14 protein-coding genes are annotated in these 21,527 nt (G+C 39.1%); 6 read left to right on the forward strand and 8 right to left on the reverse strand.

Translation table 11 applies throughout. From position 1 onward, the window contains the following. From DVW83_RS11505 to pplA, 3 genes are all read right to left on the reverse strand, one after another. Positions 1-411: UbiA family prenyltransferase (locus DVW83_RS11505; RefSeq protein ID WP_162500758.1), on the reverse strand; the 411-nt coding region annotated here is incomplete at its 3' end. A gap of 12 nt (positions 412-423) precedes the next feature. Further along, positions 424-1,524: an FAD:protein FMN transferase gene (locus DVW83_RS11510; protein WP_137239408.1), complete on the reverse strand. Its 1,101-nt coding sequence runs from the start codon at positions 1,522-1,524 to the stop codon at positions 424-426. A 173-nt stretch (positions 1,525-1,697) separates the two neighbouring features. Next, positions 1,698-2,633 (reverse strand): extracellular electron transfer flavoprotein PplA, encoded by a 936-nt coding sequence (gene pplA / locus DVW83_RS11515; RefSeq protein WP_104661651.1) that lies wholly within the window; start codon positions 2,631-2,633, stop codon positions 1,698-1,700. Positions 2,634-2,934: 301 nt separating this feature from the next. Here pplA and DVW83_RS11520 point away from each other — a divergent pair, with 301 nt between their 5' ends. The 4 genes from DVW83_RS11520 (at position 2,935) to DVW83_RS11535 (ending at position 7,012) form a co-directional block, all read left to right on the forward strand. After that, positions 2,935-4,872 (forward strand): NAD(P)/FAD-dependent oxidoreductase, encoded by a 1,938-nt coding sequence (locus tag DVW83_RS11520; protein WP_104661652.1) that lies wholly within the window; start codon positions 2,935-2,937, stop codon positions 4,870-4,872. 139 nt (positions 4,873-5,011) lie between these two features. Beyond that, positions 5,012-5,422: a NusG domain II-containing protein gene (locus DVW83_RS11525; protein ID WP_104661653.1), complete on the forward strand. Its 411-nt coding sequence runs from the start codon at positions 5,012-5,014 to the stop codon at positions 5,420-5,422. 12 nt (positions 5,423-5,434) lie between these two features. Further along, positions 5,435-5,992, forward strand: coding sequence for a Gx transporter family protein (locus DVW83_RS11530; RefSeq protein ID WP_104661654.1), 558 nt, complete (start codon positions 5,435-5,437; stop codon positions 5,990-5,992). Positions 5,993-6,022: 30 nt separating this feature from the next. Further along, entirely contained in the window at positions 6,023-7,012 is a 990-nt protein-coding gene (locus DVW83_RS11535; protein ID WP_104661655.1) for a polyprenyl synthetase family protein, read from the forward strand. 666 nt (positions 7,013-7,678) lie between these two features. Here the strand turns inward: DVW83_RS11535 and DVW83_RS11540 are convergent. From DVW83_RS11540 to DVW83_RS11565, 5 genes are all read right to left on the reverse strand, one after another. Continuing rightward, positions 7,679-8,314 (reverse strand): hypothetical protein, encoded by a 636-nt coding sequence (locus tag DVW83_RS11540; protein ID WP_104661093.1) that lies wholly within the window; start codon positions 8,312-8,314, stop codon positions 7,679-7,681. Between the two features lie 1,041 nt (positions 8,315-9,355). Beyond that, the gene (locus DVW83_RS11550) at positions 9,356-10,327 is read right to left on the reverse strand and encodes a biotin--[acetyl-CoA-carboxylase] ligase (RefSeq protein WP_104661091.1); all 972 of its coding nucleotides are present in this window, start codon (positions 10,325-10,327) and stop codon (positions 9,356-9,358) included. 174 nt (positions 10,328-10,501) lie between these two features. Continuing rightward, entirely contained in the window at positions 10,502-11,305 is an 804-nt protein-coding gene (locus DVW83_RS11555) for an ABC transporter ATP-binding protein (protein WP_104661090.1), read from the reverse strand. 2 nt (positions 11,306-11,307) lie between these two features. Then, positions 11,308-12,213, reverse strand: coding sequence for an ABC transporter permease (locus tag DVW83_RS11560; RefSeq protein ID WP_104661089.1), 906 nt, complete (start codon positions 12,211-12,213; stop codon positions 11,308-11,310). A gap of 18 nt (positions 12,214-12,231) precedes the next feature. Further along, on the reverse strand, positions 12,232-13,200 hold the full coding sequence (locus tag DVW83_RS11565) for an ABC transporter substrate-binding protein (protein WP_137239410.1): 969 nt from the start codon (positions 13,198-13,200) through the stop codon (positions 12,232-12,234). 743 nt (positions 13,201-13,943) lie between these two features. Here DVW83_RS11565 and rpoB point away from each other — a divergent pair. Continuing rightward, entirely contained in the window at positions 13,944-17,561 is a 3,618-nt protein-coding gene (rpoB, locus tag DVW83_RS11575; RefSeq protein WP_005881184.1) for a DNA-directed RNA polymerase subunit beta, read from the forward strand. Between the two features lie 79 nt (positions 17,562-17,640). Then, on the forward strand, positions 17,641-21,291 hold the full coding sequence (gene rpoC, locus DVW83_RS11580) for a DNA-directed RNA polymerase subunit beta' (protein WP_016177781.1): 3,651 nt from the start codon (positions 17,641-17,643) through the stop codon (positions 21,289-21,291). The last annotated feature ends 236 nt before the right edge of the window (positions 21,292-21,527 follow it).

Consider the following 21,527-nt stretch of genomic DNA (forward strand, 5'->3'; position numbering starts at 1 on the left):
AGATAAAGGAATCGGACCAAATGTATAAAAGATACCGATGAAACAGCAAGCTACCCCCATCAATAATAGAAAGAGCCCCGTTTTAGCAGTTAGAATGAGACCAATGATCAGAACAAAAAGGATCATCCCTAAAATCATATTGCGAACCAATTTGGGGGAAGTCCCTGTACGTCCGATCACATTTTCTTCGTATTTATAAACAGCGGAATGGGCTTTTTCGTAGTCCATATAATTGTTGATAGCTGTTGTCGCCAAATCAAAGACGAGCATACCGATAAAAAATAATAAGGTGTTCAACCAATGTATCTCATGAAAAAAAGCGATAGAGAATAAAACCCCTATCGCAAAAGGAAATACACTAGCCACCTTAGTCCGTAGTTCGACTACTTCTAGAAAGATTTTTAGTGTCATGTTTCTTGCTCCTTATTTCAGTTCTGAGCGATCGCCCATCGTATATTTTGAGTCTTTATCCAGTTTAAATGTATCTTTGATTGGATCTGTCACATATACTTTATCTTCTTTTGTGACAAAAATTGCTTCAGTACCATTGTTCAATTCACTTTCAACGTATTCAAGCCCTTTTTTCACACCCATTGAAAAGACAGCCGTTGATAAGCCATCACCATCAATTGATTTATCTGTGATGATCGTGACACTTGCGATGTCATTATCAAAAGGATAACCAGTTTTAGGATCAAATAAATGATGGTACTTTTTACCGTCTACTTCTAAGTAGCGTTCATAGATACCAGATGTAACGAGTGTTTTATCCCGTTCTTCGATGGTTCCTAATACAGATCCACGTGCTAAATTAGGGTCTTGGATACCGACTGTCCAGTCTTGATCTTTCCCTCTAGGACTATGACCTAAAACATAAACATTTCCACCTAAGTCAACGATCGCCGTCGTCACACCTTGTTTTTTCAGTACTTTCACTACTTCATCTGTGATGTATCCTTTAGCGATCGCCCCAAGGTCAATGATCATCCCTTTTTCTTTGAGATAGACAGTCTTGTCTTGATCGTTCAATTCGATTTTATGGTAGTCGACTAACTTCAATGCTTGGTCGATTTCTTCTTGAGAAGGTTTTCTTGCATCATCAAAACCAATACGCCACAGCTGAGTAATGGCACCGATCGCCATATCAAAACCACCTTGGGAATCTTCGCTGTATTCATAGGCTTTCTTCAATAACCCATAGACATCATCAGAAACTTTTACCGGCTTGATGCCAGCTTGCTGATTGACTTCATCGATTTCTGAACCTGGTTGATTGATCGTGATTTTATCGCCCAACTCTTTTACTCGGTCAAAAGCTGGTTTTAAAGCAGCTTCTTTTCCTTCATCATAGACACGAATCCGGACATACGTACCTAATAGGAATTGTTCATCTGAATAAGGATCTTTTAAAATTTTATTTGTCGTAGTACTTGCTGTTGTGGCTTTATTCGCTGAAGTACTACAACCAGCTAACGTCAATAGGCATAGCAAAGCGACGATAGGGAGTAAGCGTTTCTTTAACATGTGTTTCCTCATTTCATCAGTGGCCAGAAGGGTATAGCAAAACAAAAAATATTCTTTCAGAAATAAGCCGAAATATCACAAAAATTTTTCAAAGAAAATTTCGGATATCTCGGCTTGGATTTCAGAAAAAAACTATTGTTGAGACAGCTTCTTCCACATTTATTTCTAGTTGATTATTTTGTTACGATGTTGTCAACTTCGATTGTTTGTGTATCGCCTTTTTCAGCTGCATTCACTAATTGTTGTGCGTACATAATGAATGAGTGTGAGCTGTGAGTAGCACCAGTAACTACTTCTACGTCAGCAGGTGAACCATCTTCTTCGGCCATTGCTTTGACAAGTTCGTCGTTAAGTTCAGGGATGTAAGTTTTAGGTTCAGTACCACTTTTCGCTTTCATATTTTCGTTGTATTCTGTGTCATCTTGTTTTGATTTGCCATCTTTGTCGATGTAATCAAATTTAGAATCCGTTACTTTACCGCCAGCTACAGTCATTTCAAATTGTACGCGGTAGCCGTTAGAGTAGTTCTTTTCTTCTAATTTGTAAGTACCGTCTTTCAAGTCAGCACCATTGTCGATTTCAATCGTATCTGTGTTACCAGCTTGAGCCGCTTGGATCAATTGTTGTGCATAGTTTTGGAAGCTTTCTGAAGAGTGAGTAGCACCAGTAACTACTTCAACACCGCTAGCGCTTTGAGCTTTCACGAATTGTTCGTTTAATTCTGGGATGAATTTTTCTGGACTAGTGCCAGCTTTTGCATCCATGTTTTTATTGTATTCTGCATCTTTTGTTTTTGAGTCGCCTTTTTCGTTGATGTTGTCATATTTAGACTCAGTGATCTTACCATCTTTTACGACCATTTCAAAAACTGCGCGGTAGCCATTAGAGTAATTTTTTTCTTCCAATTTATATGTGCCATCTTTCAATTCGCCACCAGCGACAACTTTTGCTGAACTTTCAGTTGTTGCGCTTTCAGAAGTTTGTGCTGTTGAAGCTTCAGATGAACTTGAGCTGTTTGAACTTCCATTGTCATCTGCACCACAAGCACCTAACACTAAAGCTGAAAATGCTAAAACTGCAAATCCAGTAACAAAACGTTTGTTCTTCATTTTTAAATCCCACCATTTCCTTTTTTAGTCCACAATTTTCTTTGTGATTCATTATACATTCTAATAGATATTAACTATAAGTCAACCATTTTAAGCAAATAACTATTATAATCTTACAACCGTTTTCTTTCTGTAAATTTCGTGAAAAAAACGCTTAATAATAAAAATTCAAAAAAATCGAAAAGGAATTAGACAAAAGAACATAACATCTATATAATGTATGGAGATTGTGTAATAGGTATCAAACTAAAATAGTTATTATAAATTTCAAATAAATGGTTTAATAAGGAGCGGATGATCAATGGCAAAGCAAAATATTGTCGTTGTAGGTGCAGGTTATGCCGGAGTATCAGCTACAAAGTACTTGGCAAAAAAACTGAAAAAAGAAGATGTGACAATCACGTTGATTGATCGTCATTCGTACCACACGATGATGACAGAACTTCACGAAGTTGCAGGCGGACGAGTTGAACCACAAGCAATTCAATATGATTTACAGCACTTATTTGCACGACAAAAAAATGTTCAATTAGTGACAGACACGGTAATAGGTATTGATAAAGAACAAAAAATCGTTAAAACAAAATTAGGTTCTTATCCATTTGATCAATTGATTTTAGGGATGGGTGGCGAACCAAATGACTTTGGTACACCTGGTGTAAAAGAAAATGGCTTTACGTTATGGTCATTCGAAGATTCAGTGAAGATTCATGAACATATCGAACGAACAGTTGCCAAAGCAGCGTTAGAGCCAAATGATGAACTACGTCGCGCCATGTTGACGTTTGTAGTTTGTGGTTCAGGTTTTACCGGAATCGAAATGATCGGTGAGTTAATTGACTGGAAAAAACGTTTAGCAAAAGACTACAAATTAGATCCAAGCGAAATCACTTTGATGGTCGTAGAAGCAATGCCAACGATTTTGAATATGTTAGATCGTAACGATGCGGCCAAAGCGGAACGTTACTTGAAGAAACATCAAGTAGAATTATTATTGAATGCCCCAATCGTTGAGGTAGCAAATGACCATATCAAATTAAAAGATGGCCGTCAGATTCCAACACACACTTTGATTTGGACAGCTGGTGTAAAAGGTACATCTGATGCAGCCGATTTTGGATTAGAATCGGCTCGCGGACAACGTCTGATTGCCAACGAGTACATGCAAGCAAAAGGCTACGAAGATAAAAATATCTATATCATCGGGGACTTGGTTTTCTATGAAGAATTCCCTGGAACACCGACACCGCAAATCGTTCAAGCGGCTGAACAGACAGGGCATACAGCTGCTGCAAATATCGTTGCTTCGATCAAAGGTGGCGAGAAACACAAGTTTAAAGGGAATTATCAAGGTTTCATGGTCTCAGTTGGCGCTAAATGGGGGGTTGCGAATCTATTTAATAAGATCCATTTGAGTGGTTTCCTAGCAATCGTAATGAAACATATCGTCAACTTAAAATATTTCTTTGATATTCGCTCTGGATACTATATGTTCCAATATCTAATGCATGAATTCTTCCATATCAAGGATGACCGAAATGTGACACGTGGTCATTCTTCACGCTATGGGAATGTACTATGGAGTGTACCGCTACGTATTTTCTACGGACTAGTTTGGTTTATAGAAGCATTCAAGAAAATCGTCGGTAACGGTGAAGTATTGAAACCAGGTACATGGTTCGGTGAGGGATCATGGTTCACTGGTAACAGCGTCTTCCCTTGGACGTGGGAATATAATGTGACGGATGTTGCAAGTGGTGCATCAGCTGCCGGAGATGCAACAACAGCTGCTAGTGGTGCTGCATCAAGTGGTGCTGGGGAAGCAGCAACACTTGATGCACACTTTGGTCTAAGCTATGCTTATGGAGAAGAACCAATGGCTGTGATCGACAAATCACCTGCTTGGTTTACAAAAATGATGCAAGTCATCATGCCGAATAACGATGTAGCAATGTTTTTCCAAAAATTCATGGTTTTCTTTGAAATTGCGTTGGCATTAGCATTGATTGCTGGTTTATTCACTTGGTTATGTAGTGCAACAACGATTGTGTTGGTCATCACGTTCTGTTTATCAGGAATGTTTTACTGGGTAAACATCTGGTTTATCTTTGTGGCCTTCGCGTTGATGAATGGTTCAGGACGAGCAATCGGACTTGATCGCTGGGTAATTCCATGGTTGCAAAAAACACTAGGAAATTGGTGGTATGGAAAACCCAAATCCCAATATGGCTCAAAATAGTATGCAATATAGAGCTTGAATAGAAAAAGTTTAAAGTAATGGTTGATTGAAGGAAAGTTCTAGGGATACCTAGGACTTTCTTTTATTCCGTGCTAAAATTGGGTCAGTGAAAAAGGGCAGAGGAGGATGCGTACAAAAAATGAAAGAATTTATCAAGAAAAGTTTACTCAAACCGTGGGATATCTTCATTATCATTCTTTTGGTTGCTCTTTCTTTTTTACCAGTTATCATTTTTAGTTACCAGCAAGCAAACGTTGCACCTGAAAAAGAAGCAGTGCTGCGGGTAGATGGAACAGAAATCAAAACCTTTCCACTAAGCGTGGGGAGTGAAACATATACGTACACATACAAAGATCCCCATGGTGATTACAATCTAATCGAAATTGCCGGAGATAAAATTCGGATCAAGGAAGCAGATTGTGATGATCAGATTTGTGTGAGAAGAGGATGGGCATCAAAAAATGGGGAGACAATCGTATGTTTACCGCATAAATTAGTGATCGAAGTGCGATCAACAGATGGGAGTGACGAAGACAGTCTGATTTATTAGGCTATTCACACCATGACAAAATTACAAAAAATGATTTATATCTCTCTTTTAGTAGCACAGGGCGTGATCATTGGACTGATTGAAAACATGATTCCTTATCCATTTTCTTTTGCACCTGGAGCCAAATTAGGTCTAGCAAATTTGATTACGATCGTAGCGATCTTTACGATGAACAAACGAGATAGTTTTTTGCTCTTGTGGCTACGTTTGTTTTTAACGACGTTATTAGGTGGAACAATCTCTACTTTTCTGTATAGTATGAGTGGCGCACTACTTAGTTATTTCGGGATGTTACTAGTCAAAAAACTAGGACCAAAAAGAGTCAGCATTATTGGTATCAGTGCAACAGGTGGATTTATGCATAATGTGGGGCAGCTCGTTACAGCCTCTTTTATTGCCCAATCTTGGACGGTTATGCTTTATTTACCAATTTTATCTTTTTTAGGCATCTTATCAGGTATCGCTATTGGAATTGCCGCAAATTACTTATTGCGCCATGTACGAACCCTTCAAAAATTCCAAAAAGAATATGAGTTAAAAAAGAAAGACAAATGGCAGTCCGTTTTTTAGAAAAATAATCGCTATGCAAGGAGTTTTTTTATGAAGTTACATCCAATGTGGGAGGGCTATCCCGGTTTAAAAGACGAGTTAACAGAAACGTTGAAGAAAATGGAAGATGTCATCCGCTTAAAAAATAAACCAGTTGAACAAGCAATTAAAGAAACGATCCATGCTGGTGGCAAATTATTACGGCCTGCATACCAATTATTGTTTTCTCAATTTGGTGCTGAGAACGATCGAGATAAAGCAATTGCGTTAGCCGCTTCGATCGAAATGCTTCATACGGCTACGCTGATCCATGACGATATCGTCGATGAAGCGAACATGCGTCGCGGAAAGAAAAATATTCGGGGCAATTTTGGAAATACGGTAGCCGTCTATGCGGGAGACTATTTATTTGTGTGTTGTTTTAAATTACTTTCTAATTATTCTACTTCCCTTAAAAGTCTGCAGACAAATTCTCGCAGTATGGAAAAAATATTAGATGGAGAGTTAGGCCAAATGGATGATCGTTATAATTATCATCTAACGGTTGAAGAATATTTAGAAAATATTTCTGGTAAAACAGCTGAACTATTTCAGTTGAGCTGTTCGATAGGTGCTTATGAAAGTGGGACAACTGAACGGTTTGCGAAAAAAGCTGGTACGATCGGTTTAGCGATCGGGATGGCTTTTCAAATCATTGATGATATTTTAGACTATACTAAAAGCAGTGATGAAATTGGTAAGCCAGTACTAGAAGATATGCGTCAAGGCGTATATTCATTACCGTTGATCTATGCGTTACAGACGGATAAAAAGGCAGAACTTATCTCATATCTTGATAAAAAAGACAAGTTGACTTCTGAGGAAATAGAGAAAGTTCGAACACTAGTCGCAGAAGCAAAAGGGGTAGAAAAAGCCAAAGGATTAGCTGGAAAATATACCAAAAAAGCATTGAATGAAATCAATAAACTACCAGATAATCCATTTAGAACGAAGGAAAATTTACTGTCGCTCACGACCTTGATATTAGAGAGAGAAAATTAAAGACGATTTGGTACAGAGGTTGGGACAGAAGTGTTTAACTCTGAGAATTTCGGCTTATTTCCGAAGGAGTTGCTTCTGCTCCCACCGTTTATTCGTTTTTAAAGAATGAGACAAACGTGTTTCTTACTTTTGTCTCACACTTTTTGAATTTTTGTGAATGTCAGCTTATTTCCAAAAGAGTTTCTTTCGTACCAGCCATTTTTTTCTTTTTAGGGAAAAAAAGTTTCTCCCATTGTTTGATTAGCAAGTATGCTAATACTAGATGCAAGTCTATTATTTATTGGTAACATTTGATACGTGAATTTTGTGTGAAAAGTGATAAAAGCAGTGATCAAGTGGCTATTTTTTGAGATAAAATCAAGCATCAATTTGTTTAAAAAGGAGGGACAGAAGAAGCCAGTACACATAAAATGTTTTGGGGGAAATGTTTTGTGCGTAAGAGATCGCTACACATCGTCAAATCCAATTAAATAAATTGTTAAAAAGTTGTTGAGCTGACTAAAAGGATTTCTTTTTAGTTATACTCAGCAACTTTTTTGTCGAATCCTTAGCTGATGGATGCGACCGTAGGATAACTTATATTCTATAAAATAAAAAAAGAAACAAACATGCTTAAAATAGTGGGAGTTATTTCAAGCATGTTTCACAGTCAGATGAAGTCAATGGCTATTTTGTTAAGGACTGATCTGTAGTTCGTGTGATAGCTGATCGGTGGTTTTGGTTGGTTTGCTGATTAGATGAAGTTATCGCTTGTTTTTTTACTTGATCGAACGTATGTAGAGGGACACTTTTCTCACTGATAACTGCATTTTGTTTAGTATTAGTTATTTCCGGTTGGAGCTTCGCTACTTCTTGCAAAAGATTTGCGATATGCGGTTTGATCTTCGAATGATTTTTTAACTGATTGGGTAAATTTTTTGAAACTTTGGTTATTTCTTGTTCAAGATTAGATATATTTTTTTGATATACTTCTCCTTTTTCATTTTCAAGCTTTGCTGGAGCTTGTTTTTGCGCTTTTAACTCTTGTTCGATTTTCTGTGCCTTCAAAATCGTCATGATGGTAAATGCGAGGGTGATCCATCCTTTTACTACAGGTAGTACTTGCATTGGTACATGATTTGAACGTGAAATTTTTTGACTCAACTTTGCAAGTTTTTGTTGTTTTTCTTCCAGATCATACGCATCTGTAAACGCTTTGTTTTGTTCAATTTTTGTGCTTTTTTCTGATGTTCCTTTGTCTTGTTCATTTTCTTTCGAGGGAATGCTCCTTTTATCGTTCAACATATTTGTGATCCTAGCCATAATTAGGTACTCCTTTGTCATAATTGTTGACTTAACTCTAACATCGATGGTAAAGAATCGTACGCCAGAAATTTCTTCTTTTGGAAATGTTCAGACAAGGAAAAAACGTTCTTTCCTTTTTTTAAAAATTCTTGTTCTAGTGGTAAAAAAGATTCATGCTATAGTTTCAATTACCAAACCACTGTAAGAAAGGAAGATTTTTTTGAGGAAACAACTAGCGACCGATTTATCAAGAGTAGATGTAAATGAGATTTTGACTCAGCTTTTAACAAAAAGGAGTTATTTTTCTTTCAACGACATTGAAAAAGAATGTCAAAGAACGTTAACTACAGCTGATAAATTTTTGATTCGTTGTGTAGTGGTCAAAAAATTCAATTTGAATATTGAGTATTTAGCATCGAACCAGCTAAAATTTTATAGGAAAAAAGAATGTCTTTCTTGAAAAAAATTGAATAAAAATGTTGTAATACTGTACAAAATAACAAGTTCATCTAGTTATCATTTATTATAATGATAGAAGCAATGAAATAAAAAAGGGGGCTGAAAAAAAACAAAAAATGTTGTTGTATAGGGGATGGTTTGAATATTTTATATACGTTATCTTTTTTTGAACGGAAATGATTTCGGAAGTTGATACATGTATAAATAAGATGGGGTAATATACCTATGGCTAGATTTTGGGGAGATTTTTTTAAACAGATTCACTTGTTGACCAACTTTAATTGACGGCAGAATTTCAGTTAGTAGAAAACTATCTGTAATTGGGGTAGGTAGTTTTCTTACAGTACGTCTAGTAATTATGGTAGTCAAGAGCACATAGTATATTTATTGTAGTTTGTTAGTAAAACAATTGCACATAAACACTAGTCTTCAGTTTTACTCGTGAGTTGAAGACTAGGGAGGGGAAACAACGAGTTCATATAAAAGCAACCACCATTGAGAAAGAGCCGTCCATCACAGAAGTTTCCAACATGAATTTCTGTGATAGACGGCTTTTTAATGTCACTATGTGAATAGTTGATCTACTAATAGCTGTTTTTTCTAGATCGATTCGATCGCAGAAAGGCTGATTTCACCAGAGGAAAGAGACAAGGTTCCCCGTGGGGTCTCAACGATCAATTCGCCATGCTCCCCGATTTTTCTGGCGATACCTGTGTAAGAAATCCCTTTTTGTGTAAAGCTGACTTTTTTACCTAACACAAACGATCTTTCTCGATAGAGATTTAAATAAGCGTCACTTGTATCTGAAAGATAAGTAAAGAAATTTTGCCAAATTTGACTGATCATTTCATTACGTGTAGTGGTTTTGTTTCCATCTGCAAATAGGGAAGAAGCTTTGTTTTGGATTGCCTCAGGAAAATGTGCTTGAGGAATGGAGAAATTCATCCCGATCCCAATAATCACTGAACTGATTTCGCCAGATTCCATATCACTCACGGCCTCTGAAAGAATCCCACTGATTTTTTTGCCATTTAAATAAATATCGTTGACCCATTTGATTGATGCAGACTTGCCGGTTAATTCTTGGATCGCTTTTATACACGCACTGGCAGCGATGATCGTATATTGAGGTAACTCATCAAACCGTTGATTTGGATGTAGCAAAAGACTCATGTAGATTCCTTGACCAGGCTCCGCAAAAAAAGGTCGACCAAAACGACCGTGAGCCTGTTCTTGTGTATCTGCTACCAATAAAACCGGATCCATCTGGTGTTGGGTAGCGATCAGTTTTGCATCTTTCATCGTTGATTCAGATTGCTTTAGGACCTGTACTTTTAAATCAGGGGCGAAATAGTGTAGTGCTTGGCTGATTTCTTGGGCGTCCAAAACATCAGAAGGGAGATAGCGGTACCCTTTTGCTTGATGCTCAAATTGATAGCCTGCTTTTTCTAATTCTTTGATCGCTTTCCAGATACTCGTACGGGAAACTTGTAATTGTTGGGCAATTTTTTCTCCAGAAAGGAACTCGGATGAATCCTTCAATAATTGGAGGACTTTCTCTTTTGTCGCCATCATGATCACTCCTTTTCAGTTCATTGTATCAATAAGTGAAAAAGAACAAAATAATAACTTCAATAAACTCGTTGAAATTTAATCAAATGGATTTTATTAAAAAAAATACGTCAATTTAGCAAAATCGGAAAAAAGAATGATCTAAGCTAAATTGACGTATTTATTCAGAAAGGATCAAGAGAGTAATACTTGATCGTCTTTCAACGCTGTTCCGCTATTTTGCTTGAACATATCCAAGAGTTGAGGAACAGTTAATTGTTGTTTTTCTGCTTCATGGATGTCTACTACAATATTTCCTTGGTGTAACATGATCAGGCGATTCCCATACCGAATGGCATCCTCCATATCATGTGTGACCATGAATGCTGTCAAGTGTTGTTCGCCAATCAGTTTTTCAGTCAATTCCATGACTGTTTTTGAAGTGGCAGGATCAAGAGCAGCCGTGTGTTCATCCAATAAAATCAGTTCAGGCCTTTGGAGTGTTGCCATCAGTAGAGTGATCGCTTGGCGTTGTCCACCAGAAAGCAAGCCGATTTCAGTTGTTAGTCGATCTTCAAGTCCCAGATTCAAACGGGCTAATTGTTCTTTGAAAAATGTACGATCCTGAGGTTTGACTCCGCGGAAGAAGCCTCGTTTTTTTCCACGTTTCATGGCCAACGCCAAATTTTCTTCGACAGTTAAACGGACAGCAGTGCCTAATTTAGGATCTTGGAACACGCGGCTGATGTCTTTTGAACGTGCCACAACTGATTTTTTAGTCAGGTCTTTCCCATTTAGCAACACATGCCCTTGATCTACAGAAAAGGAACCGGCAATACTGTTTAACAGAGTAGATTTACCCGCTCCGTTCCCACCGATGATCGTTACGAAGTCACCAGGCTTCAAGGATAGGTTGATCCCTTTAAGGACATGGTTCTCGTTGATTGTTCCTTTTTCGAAGGTATGATGAAGGTTTTCTAGCGTTAATACATCAGTCATTTTTATTTACCTCCTTTTGCTTTGGTACGTGTTGGTAGTTTTAATTTCTGTTGGATCTGAGGGAATGATAGACAGATAACGAGTACAAGTGCAGAAGCTAATTTTGAATCGCTTGGTTGTACGTTCAATTCAAATACTAATGCCAGGATAAAGCGGTAGATCACGGCTCCCAAGATGATAGTCAGTAAACGGAATAGCAAGGATTGATTTCTAAATAGTACCTCAGCAATAATGATCGACGCCAAACCGATGACGATCGTACCGATCCCTGAGTTTAGATCCGCGAAGCCATTGTTTTGGGCTAACAAAGAACCAGATAGAGCGATACAACCGTTTGAGATCATATAGCCAATGATTTTCATATTATCTGTGTTGATCCCATTTGCTTCACTCATGGCTAAGTTATCTCCCGTTGCACGAATAGCAAGACCCGTCTCTGTTCGTAGGAAAAGGACGAGCAAAGCCACCACGATCAAAGCAAAGATCAAGCCAACGATCAAAACAGCATTTTCTTTTGTCATGCCATAAGATTGGACCCAGTCAAAAACAGTCTTTTGTCCCAACAACGAGATATTAGGAGCACCCATCACTCGAGAAGTAACAGAATATAGACCAGTCATTGTAATGATCCCAGCTAATAAAGCGGGGATTTTAAGTTTCGTGTGAAGTAATCCGGAGACAAGTCCCGCTGCAGCTCCTCCTAAAAAACCTAAAAGACAAGCAAGGACTGGATGGAGGCCTTTTGTTATACTCATTGCGGCAATCCCAGCACCTAGCGGGAAACTTCCTTCAGCAGTCAAGTCAGCGATATCTAAAATACGAAAGGTTAAGAATACTCCGATAGCAAGGAGTGCCCATAGGACCCCTTGCGAAGCGGATGATAAAAAAATTGAGATGAGATTTGTCATGATTGTCCTCCTATAGGTCTATTCAGCAGATTTGATCGTTGATGGATCGATCCCGATGGCTTTTGCCATTTCTTCGTTTACATACAATGAAAGATCATCTGCAGATTCGACAGGAAGTTCGCTTGTTTTTTTACCATCTAATATTTTTGCAGCCATCGCGCCTGTTTGTTTCCCTAATTTTTCATAGTCGATCCCAACTGTTGCTAAACCACCATCTTTGACTTGGTCAACAGAACCTGCAACGATCGGTGTTTTCGTTTCTTTTGCTACTTCACCGACGACACTGGCTGCACTTGCAAAGGTATTGTCAGTAGGGATATAGATACCATCAACGTCTTTTGCTAAACTTTTTGTTACTTGTTGGACATCATTTGTTGTATTTGCTGTTAAGACTTTGACTTTCACGCCTGCTTTTTTCAATGCTTTTTCAGCTAGATCGCCTTGGATCTTAGAGTTTGCTTCACCATTGTTGTACATGATCCCGATTGTTTTTGCATCAGGCACGATGCTTAGTAATAAATCGATCTGTTTGTCGATCGGTACCATGTCAGTTGTTCCTGTCACATTTCCGCCAGGTTTTTCATTAGAGGAAACTAAATGTGCTTGTTCTAAGTCCGTTACGGCTGTTACTGTGATTGGTATCGTTGTTGTTTCATTTAAAAGTGATTGTGCTGCAGGAGTTGCAATCCCTAAAAGCAAGTCCGGATCGTCTTTGACTAGTTTTTCGCTCATGCTCTTCAAGTTATCTTGATTATTTTGAGCATTTTGATAGTCGATAGTTAGATTATCGCCTTCTTTATAGCCGTTTTCTTTCAATCCTTCTTTGAAACCCTTATAAGTAGCATCTAGTGAATTGTGTTGTACAAGTTGTAAGACGCCGATTGTTTTTGTGTTATCTGCTTTTTCAGAAGAGTTCCCTGATGAACCACATCCTGCAAGTGCGAGTAATAAAGCTGTTCCTAATCCGATCATTAATTTCTTTTTCATTTGTTTTTCCTCCTTAAATTTGAAAACAAAAAATCCATTTAGACAAAACGTCTAAATGGATCGGTCATCGAAATATATGAAAGTAAGTAAATACTTTGCACTCTTTCGCTCAGCCACTTAGCGTAATGTCTACGTGGCCTCTTGTGCAGTACAAAGTGCTTTAGCCATCATAGATACAAACTGTCGTTTAACGTTTGCACCCACGATCAATCATGAATACAAACCTATCTAAAGTAGCTAAAGTAAAAGTTATTCAGTTGTGTTGGTGTTAGTTGGTTGATTTTTATTTTCATAAAAAAGCCCTCCACAATTTGAATTTTCTCAAGTATAGCGGAGGGCCACCTCACTGTCAAGCAGAAATTTCAGAAAATTCTCAAAAAACACGAAATAAATTTTTAGAATAGAATATATAGTAGGAAAAGATTAAGAAAATATTGTGAAAAGTCAGAGGAAACGCCAGGAAGTGTTGACTTTTATGGAAAATGAGTGTAGTATATGAAGTTGCAAAAACTATCTGATGAAGTGAAGGCAGAAACGAAATATTGTCCGTTTCGGCTTTAATATAAGGAAACAAAAGTAGAAGCTCATGAAGGAATGGTTTCAAGAGAATGTTCTATTTTTGGTTTTTTTTTGCCTAAAAGCCGCAAAAAATGTCTGTTGTTACCTAAATATAATATTTTTAATATTATTGTAACAATTGATCGGGTAGTCTTTTTGAATGACATTTTAGAGGGGTGAAGAGCTTGGCTGGACACGTAGTAAAATACGGAAAACACCGCGAACGTAGAAGTTTCGCAAGAATCAGTGAAGTGTTGGAATTACCAAATTTGATCGAAATTCAAACAGACTCGTACCAATGGTTCTTAGATGAAGGACTAAGAGAAATGTTTGAAGATATTTTGCCAATCGATGATTTTAACGGCAATCTATCTTTGGAATTTGTGGATTATGAATTGAAAGAACCTAAGTATACTGTAGCAGAAGCTCGCGCACATGATGCCAATTATTCTGCGCCATTACATGTCACTTTGCGTTTAACAAACCGTGAAACTGGTGAAATCAAAGCACAAGAAGTGTTCTTTGGTGATTTCCCATTAATGACGGAACAAGGAACATTTATCATCAACGGGGCAGAACGAGTAATCGTTTCTCAGTTGGTTCGTTCACCAGGCGTTTATTTCCATGGTAAAGTCGACAAAAACGGAAAAGAAGGATTCGGTTCAACTGTAATCCCTAACCGTGGTGCTTGGCTAGAAATGGAAACTGATGCAAAAGATATTTCTTACGTACGTATCGACCGCACACGTAAGATTCCATTGACTGTTTTAGTTCGGGCTTTAGGATTTGGCTCAGATGATACGATCTTTGAAATCTTCGGTGATAGTGAAACATTACGTAATACGATCGAAAAAGATTTGCACAAAAATGCAAGTGACTCAAGAACAGAAGAAGGTTTGAAAGACGTTTATGAACGTTTACGTCCAGGCGAACCTAAAACAGCGGATAGCTCACGTAACCTATTGAACGCTCGTTTCTTCGATCCAAAACGTTACGATTTAGCAAATGTTGGTCGTTACAAAGTAAACAAAAAATTAGACTTGAAAACACGTCTATTGAATTTGACTCTAGCAGAAACATTGGTCGATCCAGAAACTGGCGAGATCATTGTTGAAAAAGGAACTGTTTTGACTCACCAAGTGATGGAAACACTTGCTCCTTTCATCGAAAATGGCTTGAATTCAGTGACTTACTACCCATCAGAAGACGGTGTAGTGACTGATCCAATGACTGTCCAAGTGATCAAAGTCTTTTCACCAAAAGATCCAGAGCGTGAAGTAAATGTCATCGGTAATGGCTATCCAGAAGCACCTGTGAAAACAGTGCGTCCAGCAGATATCATTGCTTCAATGAGCTACTTCTTGAACTTGATGGAAGGCATCGGCAATGTAGACGATATCGACCATTTAGGAAACCGTCGTATCCGTTCAGTCGGCGAACTTTTACAAAATCAATTCCGTATCGGGTTAGCTCGTATGGAACGTGTGGTACGTGAAAGAATGTCGATCCAAGATACAGAAACATTGACACCACAACAATTGATCAATATCCGACCAGTTGTCGCAAGTATCAAAGAATTCTTTGGTTCTTCTCAGTTGTCACAGTTCATGGACCAAACGAATCCTCTTGGCGAATTGACACACAAACGTCGTCTTTCAGCCTTAGGACCTGGTGGTTTGACACGTGACCGTGCGGGTTATGAAGTCCGTGACGTTCACTATTCTCACTATGGCCGTATGTGTCCGATCGAAACACCTGAAGGTCCGAATATCGGATTGATCAATAGTTTATCTAGCTATGCAAAAGTAAACAAATTTGGATTTATTGAAACTCCTTATCGTCGTGTTGACCGTCAAACAGGTCGTGTAACAGACCAAATCGATTATTTGACAGCCGATATCGAAGACCATTACATCGTTGCCCAAGCAAACAGCCCATTGAATGAAGATGGCACATTTGCCCAAGACGTAGTTATGGCTCGTGCACAAAGTGAAAACTTAGAAGTGTCAATCGATAAAGTCGACTATATGGACGTTTCTCCTAAACAAGTAGTTGCGGTAGCGACAGCATGTATTCCTTTCTTGGAAAACGATGACTCCAACCGTGCCTTGATGGGTGCCAACATGCAGCGACAAGCTGTACCGTTGATCAATCCACAAGCTCCATGGGTTGGTACTGGTATGGAATATAAATCAGCACATGATTCAGGTGCTGCATTATTATGTAAACACGATGGAGTAGTTGAATTCGTTGATGCTTCTCAAATCCGTGTTCGTCGTGATAATGGTGCATTAGATAAATATGATATTACGAAGTTCCGCCGTTCAAACTCAGGAACAAGTTACAACCAACGACCAATCGTTCATTTAGGCGAAAAAGTTGAAAAAGGCGATACATTAGCTGATGGACCTTCTATGGAACAAGGTGAAATGGCTTTAGGACAAAACGTTCTTGTCGGTTTCATGACTTGGGAAGGATATAACTATGAAGATGCGATCATCATGAGCCGTCGTTTGGTAAAAGATGATGTGTATACTTCAATCCATATTGAAGAATATGAGTCAGAAGCTCGTGATACAAAATTAGGACCAGAAGAAATCACTCGCGAAATCCCTAACGTTGGGGAAGACGCATTGAAAGATTTAGACGAAATGGGTATCATCCGTATCGGTGCAGAAGTGAAAGATGGAGATCTGCTTGTTGGTAAAGTTACGCCAAAAGGGGTTACTGAACTATCAGCAGAAGAACGTCTATTGCATGCGATCTTTGGTGAAAAAGCTCGTGAAGTCCGCGACACTTCTTTACGTGTACCACATGGCGGTGGCGGGATCGTTCATGATGTGAAGATCTTTACTCGTGAAGCTGGCGATGAATTGTCACCAGGTGTGAACATGTTAGTTCGTGTTTATATCGTTCAAAAACGTAAAATCCATGAAGGAGATAAAATGGCCGGTCGTCACGGTAATAAAGGGGTTGTTTCCCGTATTATGCCGGAAGAAGATATGCCATTCTTACCAGATGGAACACCGATCGATATCATGTTGAATCCTCTAGGGGTGCCATCACGTATGAATATCGGACAAGTATTGGAATTGCACTTAGGGATGGCTGCTCGTCAACTAGGCATCCACGTTGCAACACCAGTCTTTGATGGTGCAAGTGATGAAGACGTTTGGGAAACTGTTCGTGAAGCTGGTATGGCTAGCGATGCGAAGACTGTTCTTTATGACGGTCGTACTGGTGAACCATTTGATGGTCGTGTGTCTGTCGGCGTGATGTACATGATCAAGCTTGCCCACATGGTTGATGATAAATTGCATGCTCGTTCAATTGGACCTTACTCATTGGTTACACAACAACCGTTGGGTGGTAAAGCACAATTTGGTGGACAACGTTTTGGGGAAATGGAAGTTTGGGCACTGGAAGCTTACGGTGCAGCATATACCTTACAAGAAATCTTGACTTACAAATCAGATGATGTTGTTGGTCGTGTGAAAACATATGAAGCAATTGTTAAGGGTGAACCAATTCCAAAACCAGGCGTTCCAGAATCATTCCGAGTATTAGTAAAAGAATTACAATCACTTGGTTTGGATATGCGTGTCTTGGATATCAAAGATGCTGAAATCGAACTTCGTGATATGGATGACGAAGACGATGATTTGATCACCGTTGATGCATTGACTAAATTTGCGGAACAACAAACTGCAAAAGAGCTAGAGAAAAAAGCTGCAGAACAAGTAGAAGATGAACGACAAGATGTCATCCAAAACTTTGAAACCGCAGAAGATAAATTAGACTAATCCGGTCTATGAGCTGTAAGGCGGTCGATGATCAGCTGCCTTGCGGTTTTGCCATTAAACGAAATGGAGGGAACCCCTTTTGATCGATGTAAATAAATTCGAAAGTATGCAAATAGGTTTGGCTTCTCCCGAAAAAATCAGAAGCTGGTCTTACGGTGAAGTAAAAAAACCTGAGACGATTAACTATCGTACCTTAAAACCTGAACGCGAAGGGTTGTTCTGTGAGCGGATTTTTGGTCCTACAAAAGACTGGGAATGTGCCTGCGGAAAATACAAACGTATCCGTTATAAAGGAATCGTTTGTGATCGATGCGGTGTGGAAGTCACACGTTCAAAAGTTCGTCGTGAACGTATGGGACACATTGAATTAGCAGCACCTGTTTCACATATCTGGTACTTTAAAGGTATTCCTTCTCGTATGGGTCTTGTATTAGACATGAGCCCACGCGCACTAGAAGAAATCATTTACTTTGCTTCATATGTAGTTATCGAACCTGGAAACACAAACTTAGAGAAAAAACAATTGTTGACTGAACGCGAATACCGCGAAAAACGTGAACAATATGGACAAGAATTCCAAGCAGCTATGGGAGCAGAAGCAATCAAACAATTACTTGATAATGTTGATTTAGATGCTGAAGCAGCTGAATTAAAAGAAGAATTGAAATCTGCACAAGGACAAAAACGTACACGTGCGATCCGTCGTTTGGACATTTTAGAAGCTTTCCGTGCTTCAGGAAATGAACCAAGCTGGATGGTCATGGATGTTATCCCTGTCATCCCGCCAGATCTACGTCCAATGGTCCAATTAGAAGGTGGCCGTTTTGCGACAAGTGACTTGAACGACCTTTACCGTCGAGTAATCAACCGTAATAATCGTTTGAAACGCTTGTTAGACTTGAACGCTCCTGGTATCATCGTTCAAAATGAAAAACGTATGTTACAAGAAGCTGTTGACGCATTGATCGATAATGGTCGTCGTGGCCGTCCAGTTACTGGACCAGGTAACCGCCCATTGAAATCTCTTTCTCATATGTTGAAAGGGAAACAAGGTCGCTTCCGTCAAAACTTACTTGGTAAACGTGTGGACTATTCAGGTCGTTCGGTTATCGTTGTTGGACCATTCTTGAAAATGTATCAATGTGGTCTACCAAAAGAAATGGCGATCGAATTATTCAAACCATTTGTGATGCGTGAACTTGTTCAACGTGAACTTGCTTCAAATATCAAAAATGCGAAACGTAAAATCGAGCGTCAAGAAGACGAAGTTTGGGATGTCCTAGAAGACGTAATCAAAGAACACCCAGTTTTACTTAACCGGGCACCTACGCTTCACAGACTTGGTATCCAAGCATTTGAACCAGTATTAGTTCAAGGTCGTGCAATCCGTTTGCATCCACTTGTATGTGAAGCTTACAATGCCGATTTCGATGGAGACCAAATGGCTGTCCATGTACCATTGAACGAAGAAGCACAAGCAGAAGCACGTATGTTGATGCTCGCTGCTCAAAACATTTTGAATCCAAAAGACGGTAAACCAGTTGTAACTCCTTCTCAAGATATGGTTTTAGGTAACTACTACCTAACGATGGAAGAAGAAGGACGTGAAGGCGAAGGTATGGTCTTCCGTGATCAAAATGAAGCCGTGATCGCATGGCGTAATGGCTACGTTCATTTACATTCACGTATCGGTGTGAACCCTAATTCACTAGGTGAAAAACCATTTACTGAATGGCAAAAAGAACGTACGATGATCACAACTGTTGGTAAGATCATCTTTAATGAAATCATGCCACCAGAATTCCCTTACTTGAATGAACCTACTGACTTCAACTTAACAGTCCAAACACCGGATAAATATTTTGTTGAAGCAGGTACAGACATCCCTGCACACATCAAAGAGCAAGAATTAGTCTTACCATTCAAGAAGAAAAACTTAGGAAATATCATCGCAGAAGTCTTCAAACGTTTCAAAGTAACAGAAACTTCTAAGATGCTTGACCGTATGAAAGACTTAGGGTACAAACATTCCACTCATGCTGGTATCACAGTGGGTATCGCAGATATCAGTGTACTAGATGAAAAACAAGGAATCATTGAAAATGCCCATAAACAAGTTGAAACAATCACTAAACAATTCCGTCGTGGGTTGATTACTGATGATGAACGTTATGAACGCGTAATCGCTGTTTGGAACGCTGCCAAAGACAACATCCAACAAAAACTGATGGAAAGTCTGGAAGCGAAAAACCCAATCTTCATGATGTCTGATTCTGGAGCTCGTGGTAACATCTCCAACTTTACACAGCTTGCTGGTATGCGTGGATTGATGGCTGCCCCTAACGGACGAATCATGGAATTGCCGATCATTTCAAACTTCCGTGAAGGACTATCTGTCTTGGAAATGTTTATCTCTACTCACGGAGCGCGTAAAGGAATGACCGATACAGCCTTGAAGACAGCCGATTCAGGTTATCTAACTCGTCGTTTAGTGGACGTTGCCCAAGACGTAATCATTCGTGAAGAAGATTGCGGTACAGATCGAGGGCTTGAAATTCAAGCGATTCGTGAAGGAAACGAAATCATTGAATCACTAGAAGATCGTTTGATTGGACGTTACACACGTAAAGAAGTCCGTCATCCTGAAACAAATGAAGTGATCATTGCTGGAAATCAATTGATTTCAGAAGACGTTGCAAAACAAATCGTTGATGCAGGTGTTGAAACAGTAACGATCCGTTCAGTCTTCACATGTAACACAAAACACGGTGTCTGCAAACATTGTTATGGACGTAACTTGGCAACTGGCTCTGACGTTGAAGTCGGAGAAGCAGTTGGTACGATCGCCGCTCAATCAATCGGTGAACCAGGTACTCAGTTAACAATGCGTACGTTCCATACGGGTGGGGTTGCCGGAGACGATATCACTCAAGGGCTTCCTCGTGTCCAAGAAATTTTTGAAGCACGTAATCCGAAAGGGCAAGCCGTGATCACAGAAGTAACCGGAGATGTCATAGACATTTCAGAAGACGCTGCGACACGTACAAAAGAAGTAACGATCAAAGGGAAAACAGATACACGTACGTATACTGTTCCTTATACAGCTCGTATGAAAGTTGCTGAAGGCGATATGATCCATCGTGGAGCACCATTGACAGAAGGTTCTATCGACCCTAAACAATTGTTACAAGTCCGCGATGTATTGTCTGTTGAAAACTACTTGCTACGTGAAGTACAACGCGTATACCGTATGCAAGGGGTAGAAATCGGAGACAAACATATCGAAGTAATGGTTCGTCAAATGTTGCGTAAAGTTCGCGTAATGGACCCAGGTGATACAGAAATCTTACCAGGAACATTATTAGATATCGCAGATTTCAAAGACCAAAACTACAATACGTTAGTAGCCGGCGGTGTTCCTGCAACATCTCGTCCAGTCTTACTAGGTATTACAAAAGCTTCATTAGAAACAAATAGCTTCTTATCTGCTGCATCATTCCAAGAAACAACTCGTGTCTTGACGGATGCTGCTATCAGAGGGAAGAAAGATCCGCTTCTTGGTTTGAAAGAAAATGTTATCATCGGTAAGATCATCCCAGCTGGTACTGGTATGTCACGTTACCGCAACATGGAACCAAAAGAAGTCGGTGTAGCAAGTGAAAATGTTTATAGTATTTCAGACATCGAAGCACAAATGGCTGCAGAAGATGCAATGAATGAACAAAAATAAGCATAATGTGTAAGTAAAGCGATCGGAACAGAAGGATTCATCAAGAAATGACTTCTGTTCTCCCTTGTTACTCGAACTAGAGGATGTGATAAAATCTATCACATCCTCTTTTTTTGAATAAAATAGTAGTCTAGTTAATTGTTGGAACATAAACAGAAATTTATTGAAGCGAATTCTAGCTATACTCATCTCGTGAGTTATTTTACAGATAAATCGTCCTAGAGTTTATCAAATGA

It is taken from the genome of Enterococcus sp. VV15 (assembly GCF_005236045.1).
Lineage (GTDB): Bacteria > Bacillota > Bacilli > Lactobacillales > Enterococcaceae > Enterococcus_B > Enterococcus_B durans.